13 protein-coding genes are annotated in these 15,311 nt (G+C 37.8%); 5 read left to right on the forward strand and 8 right to left on the reverse strand.

Translation table 11 applies throughout. The annotated features are described in order from the left end of the window. Positions 1–10: 10 nt before the first annotated feature. The 6 genes from Bandiella_RS00570 to secD form a co-directional block, all read right to left on the reverse strand. A complete protein-coding gene (locus Bandiella_RS00570; RefSeq protein WP_323732978.1) occupies positions 11–238 on the reverse strand; it encodes a F0F1 ATP synthase subunit C in 228 nt (75 codons plus the stop codon). 24 nt (positions 239–262) lie between these two features. Further along, positions 263–985 carry a F0F1 ATP synthase subunit A gene (locus Bandiella_RS00575; RefSeq protein ID WP_323732979.1) on the reverse strand — a complete coding sequence of 241 codons (723 nt, stop codon included), beginning with the start codon at positions 983–985 and terminating at the stop codon, positions 263–265. Between the two features lie 344 nt (positions 986–1,329). Beyond that, positions 1,330–2,337, reverse strand: coding sequence for an outer membrane protein (locus Bandiella_RS00580; RefSeq protein WP_323732980.1), 1,008 nt, complete (start codon positions 2,335–2,337; stop codon positions 1,330–1,332). Between the two features lie 326 nt (positions 2,338–2,663). Then, complete coding sequence (locus Bandiella_RS00585) at positions 2,664–3,605, reverse strand: DMT family transporter (RefSeq protein ID WP_323732981.1); 942 nt, start codon at positions 3,603–3,605, stop codon at positions 2,664–2,666. A 37-nt stretch (positions 3,606–3,642) separates the two neighbouring features. Further along, complete coding sequence (locus Bandiella_RS00590) at positions 3,643–5,586, reverse strand: sensor histidine kinase (protein ID WP_323732982.1); 1,944 nt, start codon at positions 5,584–5,586, stop codon at positions 3,643–3,645. A 9-nt stretch (positions 5,587–5,595) separates the two neighbouring features. Next, a complete protein-coding gene (gene secD / locus Bandiella_RS00595) occupies positions 5,596–7,173 on the reverse strand; it encodes a protein translocase subunit SecD (RefSeq protein ID WP_323732983.1) in 1,578 nt (525 codons plus the stop codon). A gap of 53 nt (positions 7,174–7,226) precedes the next feature. On the opposite strand from secD, the gene glmU reads away from it, so the two are divergent. From glmU to Bandiella_RS00620, 5 genes are all read left to right on the forward strand, one after another. Further along, positions 7,227–8,552 carry a bifunctional UDP-N-acetylglucosamine diphosphorylase/glucosamine-1-phosphate N-acetyltransferase GlmU gene (gene glmU / locus Bandiella_RS00600; protein ID WP_323732984.1) on the forward strand — a complete coding sequence of 442 codons (1,326 nt, stop codon included), beginning with the start codon at positions 7,227–7,229 and terminating at the stop codon, positions 8,550–8,552. Positions 8,553–8,729: 177 nt separating this feature from the next. Next, positions 8,730–10,751, forward strand: a complete 2,022-nt coding sequence (gene nuoG, locus Bandiella_RS00605) for an NADH-quinone oxidoreductase subunit NuoG (protein WP_323732985.1) — start codon at positions 8,730–8,732, stop codon at positions 10,749–10,751. Positions 10,752–10,885: 134 nt separating this feature from the next. Further along, positions 10,886–11,692, forward strand: a complete 807-nt coding sequence (locus Bandiella_RS00610) for a polyprenyl synthetase family protein (RefSeq protein WP_323732986.1) — start codon at positions 10,886–10,888, stop codon at positions 11,690–11,692. A gap of 8 nt (positions 11,693–11,700) precedes the next feature. Next, positions 11,701–12,240, forward strand: coding sequence for a ubiquinol-cytochrome c reductase iron-sulfur subunit (petA, locus tag Bandiella_RS00615; protein WP_323732987.1), 540 nt, complete (start codon positions 11,701–11,703; stop codon positions 12,238–12,240). A gap of 12 nt (positions 12,241–12,252) precedes the next feature. Then, entirely contained in the window at positions 12,253–13,455 is a 1,203-nt protein-coding gene (locus tag Bandiella_RS00620) for a cytochrome b (protein WP_323732988.1), read from the forward strand. Positions 13,456–13,604: 149 nt separating this feature from the next. On the opposite strand, the gene Bandiella_RS00625 is transcribed toward Bandiella_RS00620, so the two are convergent. Further along, a complete protein-coding gene (locus Bandiella_RS00625) occupies positions 13,605–14,480 on the reverse strand; it encodes a hypothetical protein (protein WP_323732989.1) in 876 nt (291 codons plus the stop codon). Further along, positions 14,477–15,240, reverse strand: a protein-coding gene (locus Bandiella_RS00630) for an IS5 family transposase (RefSeq protein WP_323732990.1) whose coding sequence is annotated in 2 segments (ribosomal slippage) — positions 14,477–14,868 and positions 14,868–15,240 — 765 coding nt in all. Because the reading frame shifts where the segments join, the coding sequence is not laid out codon by codon here. The genes Bandiella_RS00625 and Bandiella_RS00630 overlap by 4 nt, the downstream gene beginning before the upstream one ends. Between the last annotated feature and the right edge of the window lie 71 nt (positions 15,241–15,311).

Here is a 15,311-nt window from a genome sequence, read left to right on the forward strand (position 1 = left end):
TCCCATTAAACTATGCAAAAAACAACAATAGTAAAGCTATCAAAAACGCAAACAATCCCATCGCTTCTGCAAGACCAGCGCCAATAAATGCGCTTTTCATCAGCTTGTCCTCAGCAGAAGGGTTTCTTGCTATACCATTTAGCAATGCGGAAAATATGTTGCCAATTCCGATTGCCGCTCCCAACATACCTATTGAGCTTAATCCCACCCCGATATATTTTAAGGCTTCTAATTCCATATTCCTCTCCTTTTTAAAATGATTTTAATGTAAATTTAAAGCATCGCTTAGATATGCGCAGGTAAGTACTGAAAATATATAAGCTTGCAAAGCTGCTATGAATATCTCAAATCCCGTTAGGATTGTCAATAAAATAAAAGGTAAGAATCCAAGAAAACCCGAAGAAATAACGAATGTTGCCAAAACCTTAAGCACAACATGTCCAGCGGTCATATTCGCTGCTAAACGTATTGAAAGACTAACCGGGCGTGCTAAATATGCAAACAATTCGATCACTATCATCAGTGGTGCTAATATAATTGGTGTCCCTTTGGGGAGTAAAATTTGAAGATATTTGACCCCGTTTTTTATAAATCCAATTAATGTGATTAAAACAAACACGAAGGCTGCCAGAGCAAATGTAATTGAAATGTGACTTGTGGTTGTGAAAGCAATGGGGATTAAACCAATACTATTGCTTATAAGAATAAAGCTAAATAGTGTGAAGACAAGGGGACGGAAATTCTGTGAATTTTTGCTAGCTGTGGCGTATAAAAGCCCATCAATCATCTCAAAGATTGCTTCGCCGCAAACTTGTACTTTGTTGGGTATCAACCTTACTTTGAAACAAGCAACACAACAAAGCATAAGTAAAATTAAATAAGCGCAGAGCATGGCTATTGTGGAATTAGTAATCACAAAATTGTGACCAGCTATGCTGAAGTTAAATACGGAATATATTTCAAACTGCTGCAAAGGATTAAGCATCGCGAATAAAAATTTATCTATCAGTTAACAAATCAATAACATTAAACCCAAATAAATTCAAAAAAAAGTTTTAGTATTATATACTCAAAGTATTTTAAGAGTTGGCAAGGAATTGAGTGCCGAGCATGAGGAGCGTACAAAAGTACGTGACGAAATGTGAGAGCGCAAAAATGACGATGCCAGCTTTTAAAAGACGCCGAGTATACTCCGCTAACTTGAAAAATTGACGCCTCCTATAAAATATCTTAGAAATCAAATAGCAAAAAGCCCCAAGAGATTTCTCACTTGAGGCTTTCTTTGTTTCAAAAACAGAAACTCTTTTAATTCAACCGCGAAGGATCAAATTAGAACGCAAATCTAACACCAGCGGTGAAAGAGTATTGAACTGAAGGAGACTTTGTTTCGAAGTCTTTAGTGTTATTGTATACATCAGAAGATTTTCCATAGGCAAATGAACCACCTTGCGCAATTTTGTATACATGCTTATCTTTAGAACGTCCTGATAGTTTGTAACCAACATCCAACACAACGTCTTTAGAAACTTCAACGCCAACACCTAAACCAACTTGATACGCAAAGCTGTTTTTGTTTTTAGATTTAAGTGTTAATGAATCGTCTTGAACAGCCACGTTAGTACCACCAGTAACTGTTAATCCATTCTTACCAGAGAACGTAAATTCTTGTTTACTTCTGTCAAGACCAATACCACCCATTACGTATGGAGTGAAAGCTGAACCAGTTGCGATATCATAATAAACGTTAGCTATCAAGCCAATAGTTTTATTTTTGGTTTTAGCTGTATGATCTTTTGTAAGGTTAAAGCCTTTTCCAGCCTTTGCTACCGCAAGAGTTTGCGCCGCCGCATCCACAGTAGCTTGAGTAACAGTACCAATACTACCAGAATTTGCAGCACTTGCAGCAGTAATTATAACAGTGTTGTTTGACACAGCACCAACAGTTTTACGTGTTATTCCGGGAGCTAAATTTGCAGCATCTGAAGCAGTTTGAGCTTTTGTAAGTGCAGCACCATCAACAAAAGCAACGAACTTTTCATCAGTACCAGCAGGGTTAGTAGCTAACTTATTTGTTTGCTTTGCGCTTGGGCTAGAAAAGCTAACGGTTAGGTCTGTTCTGATGTTGTCTGCAATCGCATAACCAAAACCGATGTCACCAGTAAAGCCTTTTAGTTTTCCGCCACCGTTGGTTGCCCCAACTGATTTTAGAGCGTCAACTTTGCTACCACTAAATTGATAACCAGCGTCACCTCTTACATACATTTTACCAGCTTCAGTAGCAGATGCAGAAAGCGCCACTCCAGCTATGATAGTTGTTGTTAATAATAATTTTTTCATGTTAAAACCTTTTTATTGTTTCCTAAGAACTATCAACACCCTCCACACTCCAAGAACTGTTTTTGAAAACTTCAAGAGGCATAAGGCCTAACTTGCTATTTCCAAGCCCAATTTTTAAAATATTTCGGATTGAATCCTTAATTGATTCCATTTAAACACCAGGTTCAACAAACATTCAAATAAAAAAGTTGTTTTTTGAGAAAGTTTTTTGAAACTGTAATAATTTTATGACACCACCGGAGCAGAAGGCTATAAAAGAACCCGCCAATTTTTGAAGTTATCGGATTATACTCACAAACTGGTTGGGTTGGTGGTGCTGAGGGGCGTCATTTTTGTTTATCCTTCTGGATTGCATGTTCATATTTCATTAAGAATATGCCAGCCAATATAATCAGGGCATATCCCATGTAAACCGTACTATCAGGGGCTTCATTAAACAACAAATATCCCAAAATCCCGACAAACACAATTTTCATGTAGTGATATGGCGCCAGAGCTGACATGTTTGCTTTTTGCATTGCTTTAAAAAATGCCACTGAATGTATGACGTAACATAGAGTGATCACTGCGAAATAAGCGGCATAAATTGGTTTAAATTCTATGTTATAAAAAGGAACAACCCCTTGAGGCATTGGAACGGAAAACACAAAATCCACATACTGCCAGTCCACAAATGCTACAGGAAACGCAAAGATTGATGAAAATAGCAAGGCATAAAATGCTTGTGTTTTATTTTTTGCAGTTCTTCCTAGAACTTTAACAGAAACGCTGTTAGCAGTCCAACTCAAGACCGCCAGCATGGTGAATGTGTAGTAAGGATTATAATCTGAGGTGGTAATAACTTGGATGTTGACAAATGGAGGAATAAATTGGATCAACCCAGGGTAAATCACAGCTGCAGCTCCCAAAAAACTTACAACAACTGCTGTTATTTTTAAAATTGAGAACTTCTCTTTAAAGAAGATCATGGCAATAACTGCCCACAGCACTTGTTCTAAGTAAGATAATGCTGTTGCATTAGCAAGCTTAACATGCTGCAAAGAATACATAAAAAATAACGAACCAGCTGCGCTGAAAAACCCTCTTAATATGTGCAGTTTTAACTGGGGGGTTTTTAATATTGACAATCCATCGCTAAACACCCATGGTAAAATGATTAAAAAGCAGCAAATCTTATAAAAAAACACCACTTGGCTTGAATTCAAACCCACACCAAGTTTTTTCATCAATATATATACTATAGCTAAAGAAACAGAGTTCAGGATCATATAGTTGATCCCCCCTCAGATACTGGCTTTTTTTCATCTACTTTCTCCTAAATTTCAAATTAAACTTAACGCACACACCGTTTTCTATATTGCTCAAATGAAGATCGCTTTCATGATCTTCTAGAATTTTCTTCACTATCGATAGCCCAAGGCCCATACCGGTTTTTTTAGTAGTCACATAAGGTTCTGCTATCCTTAATAGCAAGTCCTCATCAAGTCCATTGCCATTATCTTCAACTGTTATTTCTATCTGCCCGTTGTCGATTTCTTTTATGGTAAACTTTATACTTCCAACCCCAGCACTATTGCCATATCTAGTGGCAATCGATTCAGCAGCATTTTTCGCTATATTGGTCAATACTTGAGTAATCTGCATCTTATCACAGATAACATAATAATCCTCAGATGTAAATGTAAAATTAATATCCCTAAATATATTTTTTTGGTTGAATATCACGTCCTTTATAATGCCAACTATTTCGTGCTCTTCCAGTTTAGGTTTGGGAATTCTTGCAAATTGTATGAATTCGCTGACTATTGCATGTATGTCACTTGCGTTTCTTAAAATTGCGCTAACGTATTTTTGATAGTTTTCTAGGTCGTCTTTATTTATTTGCTTTGAATATTTGCTGCTTAACCTTTCTGCAGAAAGTTGAATTGGAGTGAGCGGATTCTTTATTTCATGTGCGATCCTCCTTGCCACATCAGACCAGGCAGCCTCTCTTTGCGCAGCCACCAGCTTAGTTATGTCTTCAAAGCTGATGACGATGTTGCTTATTTCATCATCGATTACGACTGCTCCAATTTTAATAAACAAGTGGATTGTGCGCCCGTTTCTTTTTATGATGAAGTTGTCTTGGAATACACTTTTTGGCTCCCTGAGAATATTGCTAAGCAGCGGTTCTATCTCTGGTATTATAGCAGAAACCTCTACGTCCCCAGTTAATTTATCAAGTGAAAGAAGCTCTTTTGCTGCGTTGTTATATAACGTTACAAAGCCTCTGGCATCCAAAGCTATAACTCCAGATGATATCTCCCTTAGAACCGTTTCTATAAACTTAACTCGTTCATCTATGTCTCTATAGGCAACATTTAATTCAGTATGTTGTTTTTCTATTGTTCTGGTCATTTGGTTGAATGCTTTTCCCAATAAAGATACCTCATCGTTCAAATCTCTCTCAGGAACTCTTATAGAATAATCCCCTTCTTTTATTTTTGTGGTTGCATTTAGTAATTTGTTAAGTGGGTTGGAAATAATACTGGCAAGTTTTACAGAAATGATAAAAGACGCAAAACACATCAATACGGAAAGCGATATAAATGCAATTTGTAGATTATTTTTTGTGAATTTTACTCCAGAAAGTAGGTAATAATATTTCTGAGCGGACCCTTGTGTTTTTTGCAAGTAGTCAATAATTTCTTTGTCAATATATTTGCCTATAATTAAATACAATCCATCATAGTGTATGCCTTCTAGCTTTGTGATGGCCATGACTTTATCTTTGCTATGGTTTTCAAGCAGCACCACTTTTTCTTGGTCAATTTCTTCAAATATTTCTTCAGGGATTCTCTGGAATATCAGAGAAAAGCTGAGTGCACTTTTGGCAACCACAGCCTCTCTGGTGAAGATCATCGCTTCGGAAATACCCCTTGTTTTAACCTGTTCGTCTAACAGATCACTCAGTTCCCTACTTTCACTGATCACCTTCATTTGCCTTTCCAGTACTTTTTCCACCTGTAACAAATCAAACTTCACACTTTCATTACTTTGTTTTAGGTATAGTCTGGCGATATTTACTGTGTCAGAAACTGCTTTGCTAACTTGGTTGTTAAACAACGACTCAACCCCCGAGTAATAATACACCGAGGCCAACATACCAATCAGTATCGTTGGTGTGATTGTTACAATCCCTCCAATTAAATAAATAAACTTTCTTCTAAGCGTTAAATTTAAAAATTTATTTTTTAACCTTTTAAACACAATAAATTATTAAATATTGATAGTCTTTGGGTTCCTCGCCCTATACCATATGGTGACAAGAACTTTTGTTACGGTAACTGACGTAAACATAGAGCATAAGATTCCTACAATCAACGTGACAGCAAATCCTTTGATTGGTCCTGAGCCAAACATGTAAAGAACTGCTCCTGCAGCTATGCTTGTGATGTTTGAGTCTAAAATTGTGGCAAAAGCAAATTTATACCCATTGTGCAAAGCGTGAAGAGGGGTTCTTCCCTTTTTCAATTCCTCCTTAACCCTTTCGAAAATCAGGACATTAGCATCCACTGCCATCCCAAGTGTTAAAACTATTCCAGCAATACCAGGCAGCGTTAACGTCGCTCCAAAAATTGCAAGCACGCTGATCATCATCACAAAGTTTATAACTAGTGCTAAATTGGCTATTATACCGAAAAACCTATAGTAACTAACCATTATAATCAAAACCAGAACTGCTGCCAATATGCAGGCTTTAATACCAGCTATAATAGATTCAAGACCTAAAGTTGGGCCAACAACCCTTTCTTCTATAATTTTCAACGGCACAGGCAGTGCGCCAGCCCTGAGTAGTAACGCAAGTTCAGAAGCTGATTCAGGAGTGAAGCTGCCTGAAATAACGCCTTCGCCTGAAAGTATTGGTTCTCGGATAGATGGTGCGCTTATAATTTTGTTATCAAGAACAATTGCTAGCATCTTACCTTTGTTCTTTGTTGTGACATCGGCAAAAATATTACTCCCTAGGCTGTTTAGGCGAAATTTTATCACTGATTCTCCCATACTGCCATAGTCCGCATTGGCAAAGCTTAGCATGTCTCCCGTCATGGATGGAATGCTCTCAACTGCTAACATCCCTACTTTTTGGCCGTCGACATTTTCAATTGGTAAAACTTTGGAGTTGATGAGAAGAGCAATTCTATCTTCTTCGCTTAAATTATTTCCAATACTACTTTTTACGATGTGAAATGTGAGTCTGGCAGTTTTTCCAATAACTTTTTTGATCTCTTCAGGGTCATTTAACCCTGGCACCTGCAGTAATATCATATCCTTGCCAATGGTCTGGATCTCAACTTCTTTTGTTCCGATTGAGTCCACACGTCTGGTAACGATTTCCATACTCTGCTTTATAACCTCAGCTGTTAGTTTTTCTTTATAGAGATCGTCAAAAGCAAGCGAAATTTCATTACCTGAGTTTTTTAGCTGAAGGTCATAGGTTCTGGCCAAAGTACAAATCTCTTTGAGTACTTTGTTACGATTGCTGTCAGTGCTGTTTAAAGTGAATTGGATGATGTTATTATCTTGTTGCCAATCGCTAAATTGTATTTTTTCTTCAGCAAGTTTGTCTTTTAATTTTTCAGCTGTTATGGAGAATTTTTCCTTTATGTATTCTTCTATATCTGCTTCTATTGTGAGTGAAACTCCGCCTTTTAGGTCCAATCCAAAGTTGATTTTTTGAGCTGGGAAAAAGGGAATTGTTTTGACTTCATAAAAAAATGTTGGTATGGCAAAGTAAATCGAGAGTGTTATAATGGCAAATATCAAGGCAGATGTCCACTTGGAAAAACTTAGCATTGTCAAGATTAATGTGAGTAATAAAACAAACTAATAGGGAATATTTCATGATTATGCAAGCAAAATTTGAACCAACCATCATCATCCTCTCCGCAGGGAATGGAGAACGGATGAACTCTTCCACCCCAAAAGTTTTGCATGAAGTTGCACAACAAGCGCTAATAAAATATGTTTTAGAATTAAGTGGCAAAGTCAATAGTGGTTGTGCAAACGCACATATCGTCATCAATCGTGAACTGGAGGGCAACAAACAGTTCCAGGAAATCTGCAAGCAGTATCAAGTAAAAACCATCATACAGCAGGAAAGGTTAGGTACGGGTGATGCAGTAAAAACAGCATGCGATAGTATCGACGCTCTAAGAGACCTAGTACTAATTCTCTACGGCGACACCCCTTTTATCAAGCCATCTAGTATAAACGCAATGGCTGAACAGATAGAAAAAGGAGCTGATATAGTAATTATTGGGTTTAATGCGCAAAATCCTACTGGATATGGAAGGATAGTTTCAACAGATGGAAACAGGGTAGAAGCTATAGTTGAAGAAAATGAGACAACTGAAGTGCAAAAAAGCATTCGTTTATGCAATTCTGGGATTCTTCTGGTTAAAAAAGATGTTCTGTTGGATTTTTTGGTCAATGCCAAGTATAATCGTGATAAAGAATTTTACCTAACGGATATTGTTGGGTGTACAAAAAATAAAATCTGTACATATATCGTAGCTGATGAGGAAGAAGTGATGGGGATAAATGATCGCAAACAGCTGTATGTTGCAGAAAAATATATGCAGAAAGTTATAGTTGAGAAAATGATAGAGTTGGGAGGAACAATCATAAAGCCGGAAACTAGTTATTTTGCAGCAGACATTTTGATATCTCGCGATGTTGTTATCTATCCAAACGTATTTATAGGTAAAGATACTGTCATCAAGAGCCATGCAAGAATTCATTCTTTCTCACATATAGAAGGGGGATGCATAGACGAGCATGCTATAATTGGTCCGTTTGCAAGAATTAGACCAAATACACAAATTGGCAGCAAATCCAAGATAGGCAACTTTGTTGAGGTCAAAAATTCAACAATTATGGAAGGTGTCAAAGCTGGCCATTTATCTTACATTGGTGATGCCACTATTGATAATGACGTGAATATTGGGGCAGGCACAGTTTTTTGCAACTATGATGGGAGCAAAAAACATCATAGCAAAGTGGGGGAAAAAAGTTTTATTGGGTCAAATACCTCTATTATCTCCCCAGTGATTATAAAAAATAAAGCCACAATTGCAGCTGGAAGCGTTATTACAAAGGATGTTGATGAAAATGATTTGGCAGTTGCGCGGGCCCGACAACTTAACATAAAAAACAAATCCAAGATAAAATAACTGGTATCATGTATTTGAAGTTGGCAACGTATAGAGGTTATAAATATGCTGTTTTGGACTTTTTTGCATTATTTTTACAACTCTTTTATCCTAATTTGGTTATAGCCACACTTATTAATGGATGAGGTGTGATTCTTATGATATATGTTTTTCATATTTCTGTTTTTTATAGCATAAATGCCTAAATTAAAAATTAATGGTCAAGAGGTTGAAGTCCCTCAGGGTTTTAGCGTAATACAAGCATGTGAAAAAGCTGGCATAGAAATCCCAAGATTCTGTTATCACGACAAATTAAAAATAGCCGGAAACTGCCGTATGTGTTTGGTTGAGATGGAAAAATCTCCTAAACCCATTGCAAGCTGCGCCCAAGTTGCGATAGACGGCATGGTGATTCATACCAATACTCCGCTTGTTAAAAGGGCTAGAGAGGGGGTGATGGAGTTTTTACTTGCGAATCATCCACTAGATTGCCCAATATGTGACCAAGGCGGCGAATGCGATCTTCAGGATCAAGCAATGAAGTATGGAAGAGGCGAAAGCAGATATAAAGAAGAAAAAAGAGCCGTAAGAGACAAAAATTTTGGTCCGTTAATTCAAACTCACATGACCAGATGTATCCATTGCACTAGGTGCGTTAGGTTTATGGAAGATATAGCTGGTACTAATGAATTAGTAGCAGTTAATAGGGGAGAGGACATGGAAATTACTACATATACTGGGGAAGCCATCCGTTCAGAATTATCTGGTAATATCATAGATTTGTGCCCGGTTGGAGCTTTAACATCTAAACCGTATGAATTTAAAGCAAGAAATTGGGAGCTACGTAAAACAGAGTCAATAGACATAATGGATGCGGTTGGCTCAAATATCATAATCAACAGCAGGGGTAATGAGGTGATGCGAATCCTTCCTTTGGCAAATGATGATATCAATGAGGAATGGATATCCGATAAAACAAGGTTTTTTTATGATGGATTGAAGTACCAAAGGCTTGATAAGCCAATGTTAAGGGATGCTGGGAAGTTAACTGCATGCAGTTGGCAAGAAGCACTATCGTTCTTAGCGAATAAAGTGAAAGGGATAAATCCAGCAGCTATAGGTTCTGTTGCCGGTGATCTGACTGATGTTGAAACAATGTTGGTGACAAAGGAATACCTTCAAGCTTTAGGGAGTGGCAATTTTGACTGTCGGCAAAATCAAAGTAAATTGACTAATAAAAACAGGGGTGATTATCTTTTTAATACTAGTATATGTGGGATTGAAGAGGCAGATTATTGCTTATTGGTAGGATGCAATCCAAGGTATGAAGCAACAATGGTCAATGCTAGAATCAGAAAAGCAAAATTGCGAAATAATTTACAAGTTGCATTGATTGCTGATAAAGTCGACCTAAGCTATCCATACAAACATCTCGGCAACAACCCTTGGGTGTTAAAGCAAATTACTGATGGAGTTCATCCGTTATGTCAAACTCTGCAAAATATGAGTAAACCCATGGTTATCGTAGGAGATTCGTTAACAGCGCAGGAAGATTTCGAGGCGATTGAGTATCACTGCCAAAAATTGCTCAATCAGTTTAATAAAGCTGGTAACCAATGGAATGGCTATAATATATTGCATAAAAGTGCTTCTAGGGTTGGGGGACTGGACATAGGATTTGTCTCTCAAGATGCGGACACCAACACAAAAGAGATATTACGCAGATGCGAGGTTCTTTTTCTGTTAGGGGCTGATGAGATCAATCCAAGTGATATTAATCATCGGGCATTTATTGTATACATTGGACATCACGGCGATAAAATGGCTGAGATGGCCAACATAATATTGCCTGCTACTGCGTTTACTGAAAAAGATGCAACTTACGTCAATCTGGAAGGAAGGGTACAAAATGTTTGGGCAGCAGTTGATCCTATTGGCCAAGCTAAGGTTGATTGGCAGATTATTTTGGATATAGCTAGGGCATCTGGAATTAATTTACCTTACTCCAACTTAAGTGGCATAAGAAAAAGAATGGTGGAGATAAACGATGTATTTGCGAAAGATAGCCAAATCAGTCATTACTCATTGCCTAGTGTAACGTCAAGGCAGAAAGAATTTACATCTGATAAATTGAACAGTTTTACGGAAAATTATTATCTCACAAACTCTATATGCAGAAGCTCAAGAACAATGCGTCAATGTTCCGAACTAATATCCTGAGAACTCTATATACCTCTAGTAAATCAAGGGGTGGCAAATTTATAGACGACAGAGAACTTGGAAAAGAGCTAGGAATACAAGCGATGAGCATGAGGCGCGACGCCAATTTTTTAAGTTAGCGGAGTATATATTATATGAAAGAATTTATGGACATCAAAACTCGGTGGAATGAAGTCAATGCACTGGTCCGGATGAATATGGAGAAGATGCTGTTTGAAAAGGAGCATGCAAAAGAGGGTGTAATTGTCGAAGCGATGAGATACATGCTACTTAGCGAAGGAAAAATGTTGAGGCCTTTTTTAGTTTGCATAGTTAATGAAATGTTTGGCTTAAGTACAGATTTAGTAATTAGTGGAGCAACTGCCATTGAGATGATTCATACATACACATTGATACACGATGACTTGCCAGCGATGGATAATGATGATTATAGGCGTGGGAAATTATCTTGCCATAAAAAATATGGCGAAGCGATAGCAATTCTTGCTGGTGATGCATTGCTTACATTGGCGTTTCAGCTTTTGGTAGATACAAACGTGGAGCCGCAAATAAAATTAAAGTTAATCAAAGATACAACTGAGCTCATAGGTTATAAAGGCATAATAGCTGGCCAGGTGTTGGATTTGCTTGCAAAAAAACAAAAATTAGATGCTGATGAACTAAAAAAGATGAGGATTTTGAAAACCTCCAATCTATTTATGGCCTCTTGCAGGTATTCAGCTACTATTAACAACGCGAATGCAGCAGAGTTAAATGCTTTGGATAATTATGCAAAGAGTCTCGGCCTTGCATATCAAATTAAGGATGATATAGAAGACGGAGACGAACTCCAAAGTAACTTTATGTTAAACGATATAGTAAATGAATCGTTGAATTATCTTGATATTTTTGGTAAAAAAGCAAAGGTCCTTAGAGATTTTACCAGCTACCTGTTTAAGTGAGATTTGATATGCAAGATAAAGAAAAAGAGACAAACGAAGAAGAAAAATCTTCCAGACGAGACTTCTTTGTGATGAGTGCAACAGCAGTTGCATGCGTTGGCGCAGCTGCCGCTGCAATCCCAATCATAAGCTCTTTGGGTCCAGACAAAGGGGTCCTGGCAGCAGGCAGTACTGAAGTTGATATATCAAACATAAAACCAGGGGAGACTCACACAGTGATGTGGCGAGGAAAACCTGTTTTCATCACCAACAGAACACCTGAAGAAATTCAGGAAGCCGAAGGTGTTAATGTGGCTGAGTTAAGGGATCCACAAGAGGATAAAGACAGAGTTAAGCCTGGTAAAGCTGAATGGCTAGTAACAATAGGAATATGCACACACCTTGGATGCGTTCCGATTGGTAATAAAGGCGAGTTTGGCGGTTGGTTTTGCCCATGCCATGGGTCTCATTATGATAGCTCAGGCAGAATTCGGAAAGGGCCTGCACCCAAAAATCTGGCTGTTCCACCGTATGAGTTCATTAGTGATACCAAGATTAAAATAGGATAAGATATCTAAAATATGAAGAAAACCACAACAAGCATCTCAGATTCTATTATAAACTGGATTGAATATAGGTTGCCGATATTTAGTTTTATCAAACACTCTTCAGAGTATCAAGTGCCTAAAAACCTTAATTACGCCTGGAGTTTTGGCTCTATGGCTGGAATCGCTTTGGTCTTCCAAATAATAACAGGGCTGTTTTTGGCAATGCAATACACCCCCCATGTAAAAATGGCGTTCGACAGTGTTGAAAACATTATGAGGAACGTTAATTATGGGTGGTTAATCCGATATATGCATGCAGTGGGAGCATCAATGTTTTTTGCAACTATTTACATTCATATGGCCAGAGGGCTTTATTACGGCTCATACAAATCTCCACGTGAGTTGGTGTGGTTTTTCGGGTTATTTATATTCGTGGCTACCATGGCAACAGCGTTTATGGGATACGTATTGCCTTGGGGGCAGATGAGCTATTGGGGGGCTAATGTGATAACCAATTTGTTCTCCGCAATCCCTTTTGTTGGAGATGATGTAGTAATATGGTTATGGGGCGGTTTTTCAGTGGATAATCCTACGCTTAACAGATTTTTTGCACTTCATTTTTTGTTACCATTCGTGATTGTTGGTCTTATAATAGTCCATATTATCGCGCTCCATGTACATGGATCTAACAACCCAACAGGTGTTGAGATAAAGTCCAAGAGGGATTCAATAGCTTTCCATCCTTATTACACGATCAAGGATTTCTTTGGTTTTGGTATATTCTTCATGATATACTTTTACTTCGTGTTTTTCCAACCAAACATGCTTGGGCATCCAGATAATTACATCGAAGCCAATCCTCTTGTAACTCCAGCACACATAGTACCAGAGTGGTATTTTCTTCCATTCTACGCAATTTTACGATCTATTCCGGATAAACTTGCCGGGGTGGTTGCTATGTTTGGGGCAATTGTTATACTATTTGCTTTGCCGTGGCTTGATAGATGCAAAGTAAAAAGCGCTAGATACCGTCCTCTGTTCAGAATTTTTACATATATGTTTTTTGTTAACTTTATCATTTTGGGATATTTAGGTGGTGAGGTTGCAGAAGAACCTTACATCACGTTTAGTCAGATATCTATGGGATGGTATTTTAGCCATTTCTTGATAATTTTGCCACTGTTATCCAAGTTCGAGAAAACAAAGCCCTTACCTGATTCTATCAGCATGAGTTAAATTTATAAGACCGTTAAGAACTCCCTCCGTCAAAAGTTGAAGTTAAAATTTGAAATTTTCTTATGGATTTGATCAGATTTTTATCTGCTTATACCCTCGCTTCACCATACTTCAACATATTTTGACGGAGAGACCGTATACCGCTTTATCTATGATAGTTCATAATGGAAAGTTGTGGTTTCAACGATTGCTAAGGACTGAGTGCTATCGGCAGCATCAGAACTGCCTATAACAACAGTGTTATCACCAACGTCGCTTTCGACATATTTGCTTGGCAATATATTGTCAAACCCGCCACTCTTATAAATTGAGTATAACTCATACGCACCCAATCCTGACACTATTGAACCAGCAAGCAACGGTGTATCCCATATATAACCACCAAGTTGCACAACAGCATTAGCTGAATAGAAACCTACATAAGCAATGTCTGCGACTGTATGCAATGCACCAACACTTAACCATCCCAATGCTGCCGAAGAGTAATAAGCAGCATACCCAATATCCTGTATGATTTCACATCCATGGAAAATGGTCATCCCAACTTGTTCCAAAACGTTTAGAACATATATGGGGGCTGGCCCACTATGAGATAGTACGTCCAATCCCACTACAGCCGCTGTATAATATTTTAGGTGGGTAAAATCGTATAAGCTGGAGTAGGTAAAACCATTAGTATCGCCTTCAGATACATCTTTTGCCAATGGCTGATCTTTATTTTCAATAACGCTGTTTTTAGCCATACTCTCAGAGTTGATTTTTCTATAAAGTTTGGCAAACGCTTTACCCATACCCCCATTAGGAACATACTCAACAACATTGCTTTGTTTAAAAGTAGGCAAATATGTCGAAAATGGCGTGGTTGAAAAATCATCTAAAAAAGGTGAGGAAAGCACATATTCATTGACACCATCAGCACTTTTTACAACATCTACTTGAGACGCCTGTGGAACAGATATTAATATACTGTTTTGTTTATCACTATTCATAAAATATCCCCATATTAAATTAGATAATGTCGTCATGAGATTTTAAGCCAAAGAGATAAACATCTAATCTGAATTGCGGCAAGGAAAGAAGCTGAATTTTTAGCATATCTGGTTGCAATTCCCCTCCATCTTTTAAGATGAAGAAAGGTGTTTTCTACAATATGCCTTATTTTATATAAATCTTTATTGTATTTTCTCTGGGTGATTCTGTTCTTTTTAGGAGGAATAACAACTCTCATGCCCAATTCTTGGGCATGGTCAATTATGTAATTAGCATCGTACCCTCTGTCGGCTAGTAAGTACTCAGCTTTCATCTCTTCAATAAGATTAACAGCCTGCTTGCAATCAGCTTCTGAGCCTTTTGTGATAATAACTTTGAGTGGCATACCATGTGAATCCACGGCAAGGTGAATCTTTGTATTGAGCCCCCTTTTGTACGACTCATATCTTGATTGCCGCCTTTTGCACCTGAAGCATGTGGATGCACTTTACTATGACTTGCGTCTATCATTAACCATTCCATATCAGGTTCTTTCACAAATATCTCCAATAAAGCCTCCCATATCCTTTTGTCTCTCCATCTGCAAAATCTTTTATGTGTATTTTTCCATCCTCCATATTCTGAAGGCAAATCTCTCCAGGGAGAACCTGTTCTTAATATCCAAAATACTGCGTTAATGAATCTTCTGTTATTATGTGCCAAACCTCCCCACGTACCCTCCCTTCCTGGCAAATGATCCTTTATCAAATCCCACATATTATCTGTTATATCATGCCTATGTAGCCCTAAATCCATTTTTACTCCTGATTTATCTTTTCTTTCATATTATACCACAAATCTCATGACGACACTATCTAAGGAAGTTT

Source organism: Candidatus Bandiella woodruffii, from assembly GCF_034359465.1.
In the GTDB taxonomy this organism is placed as follows: Bacteria; Pseudomonadota; Alphaproteobacteria; order Rickettsiales; family Midichloriaceae; genus NDG2.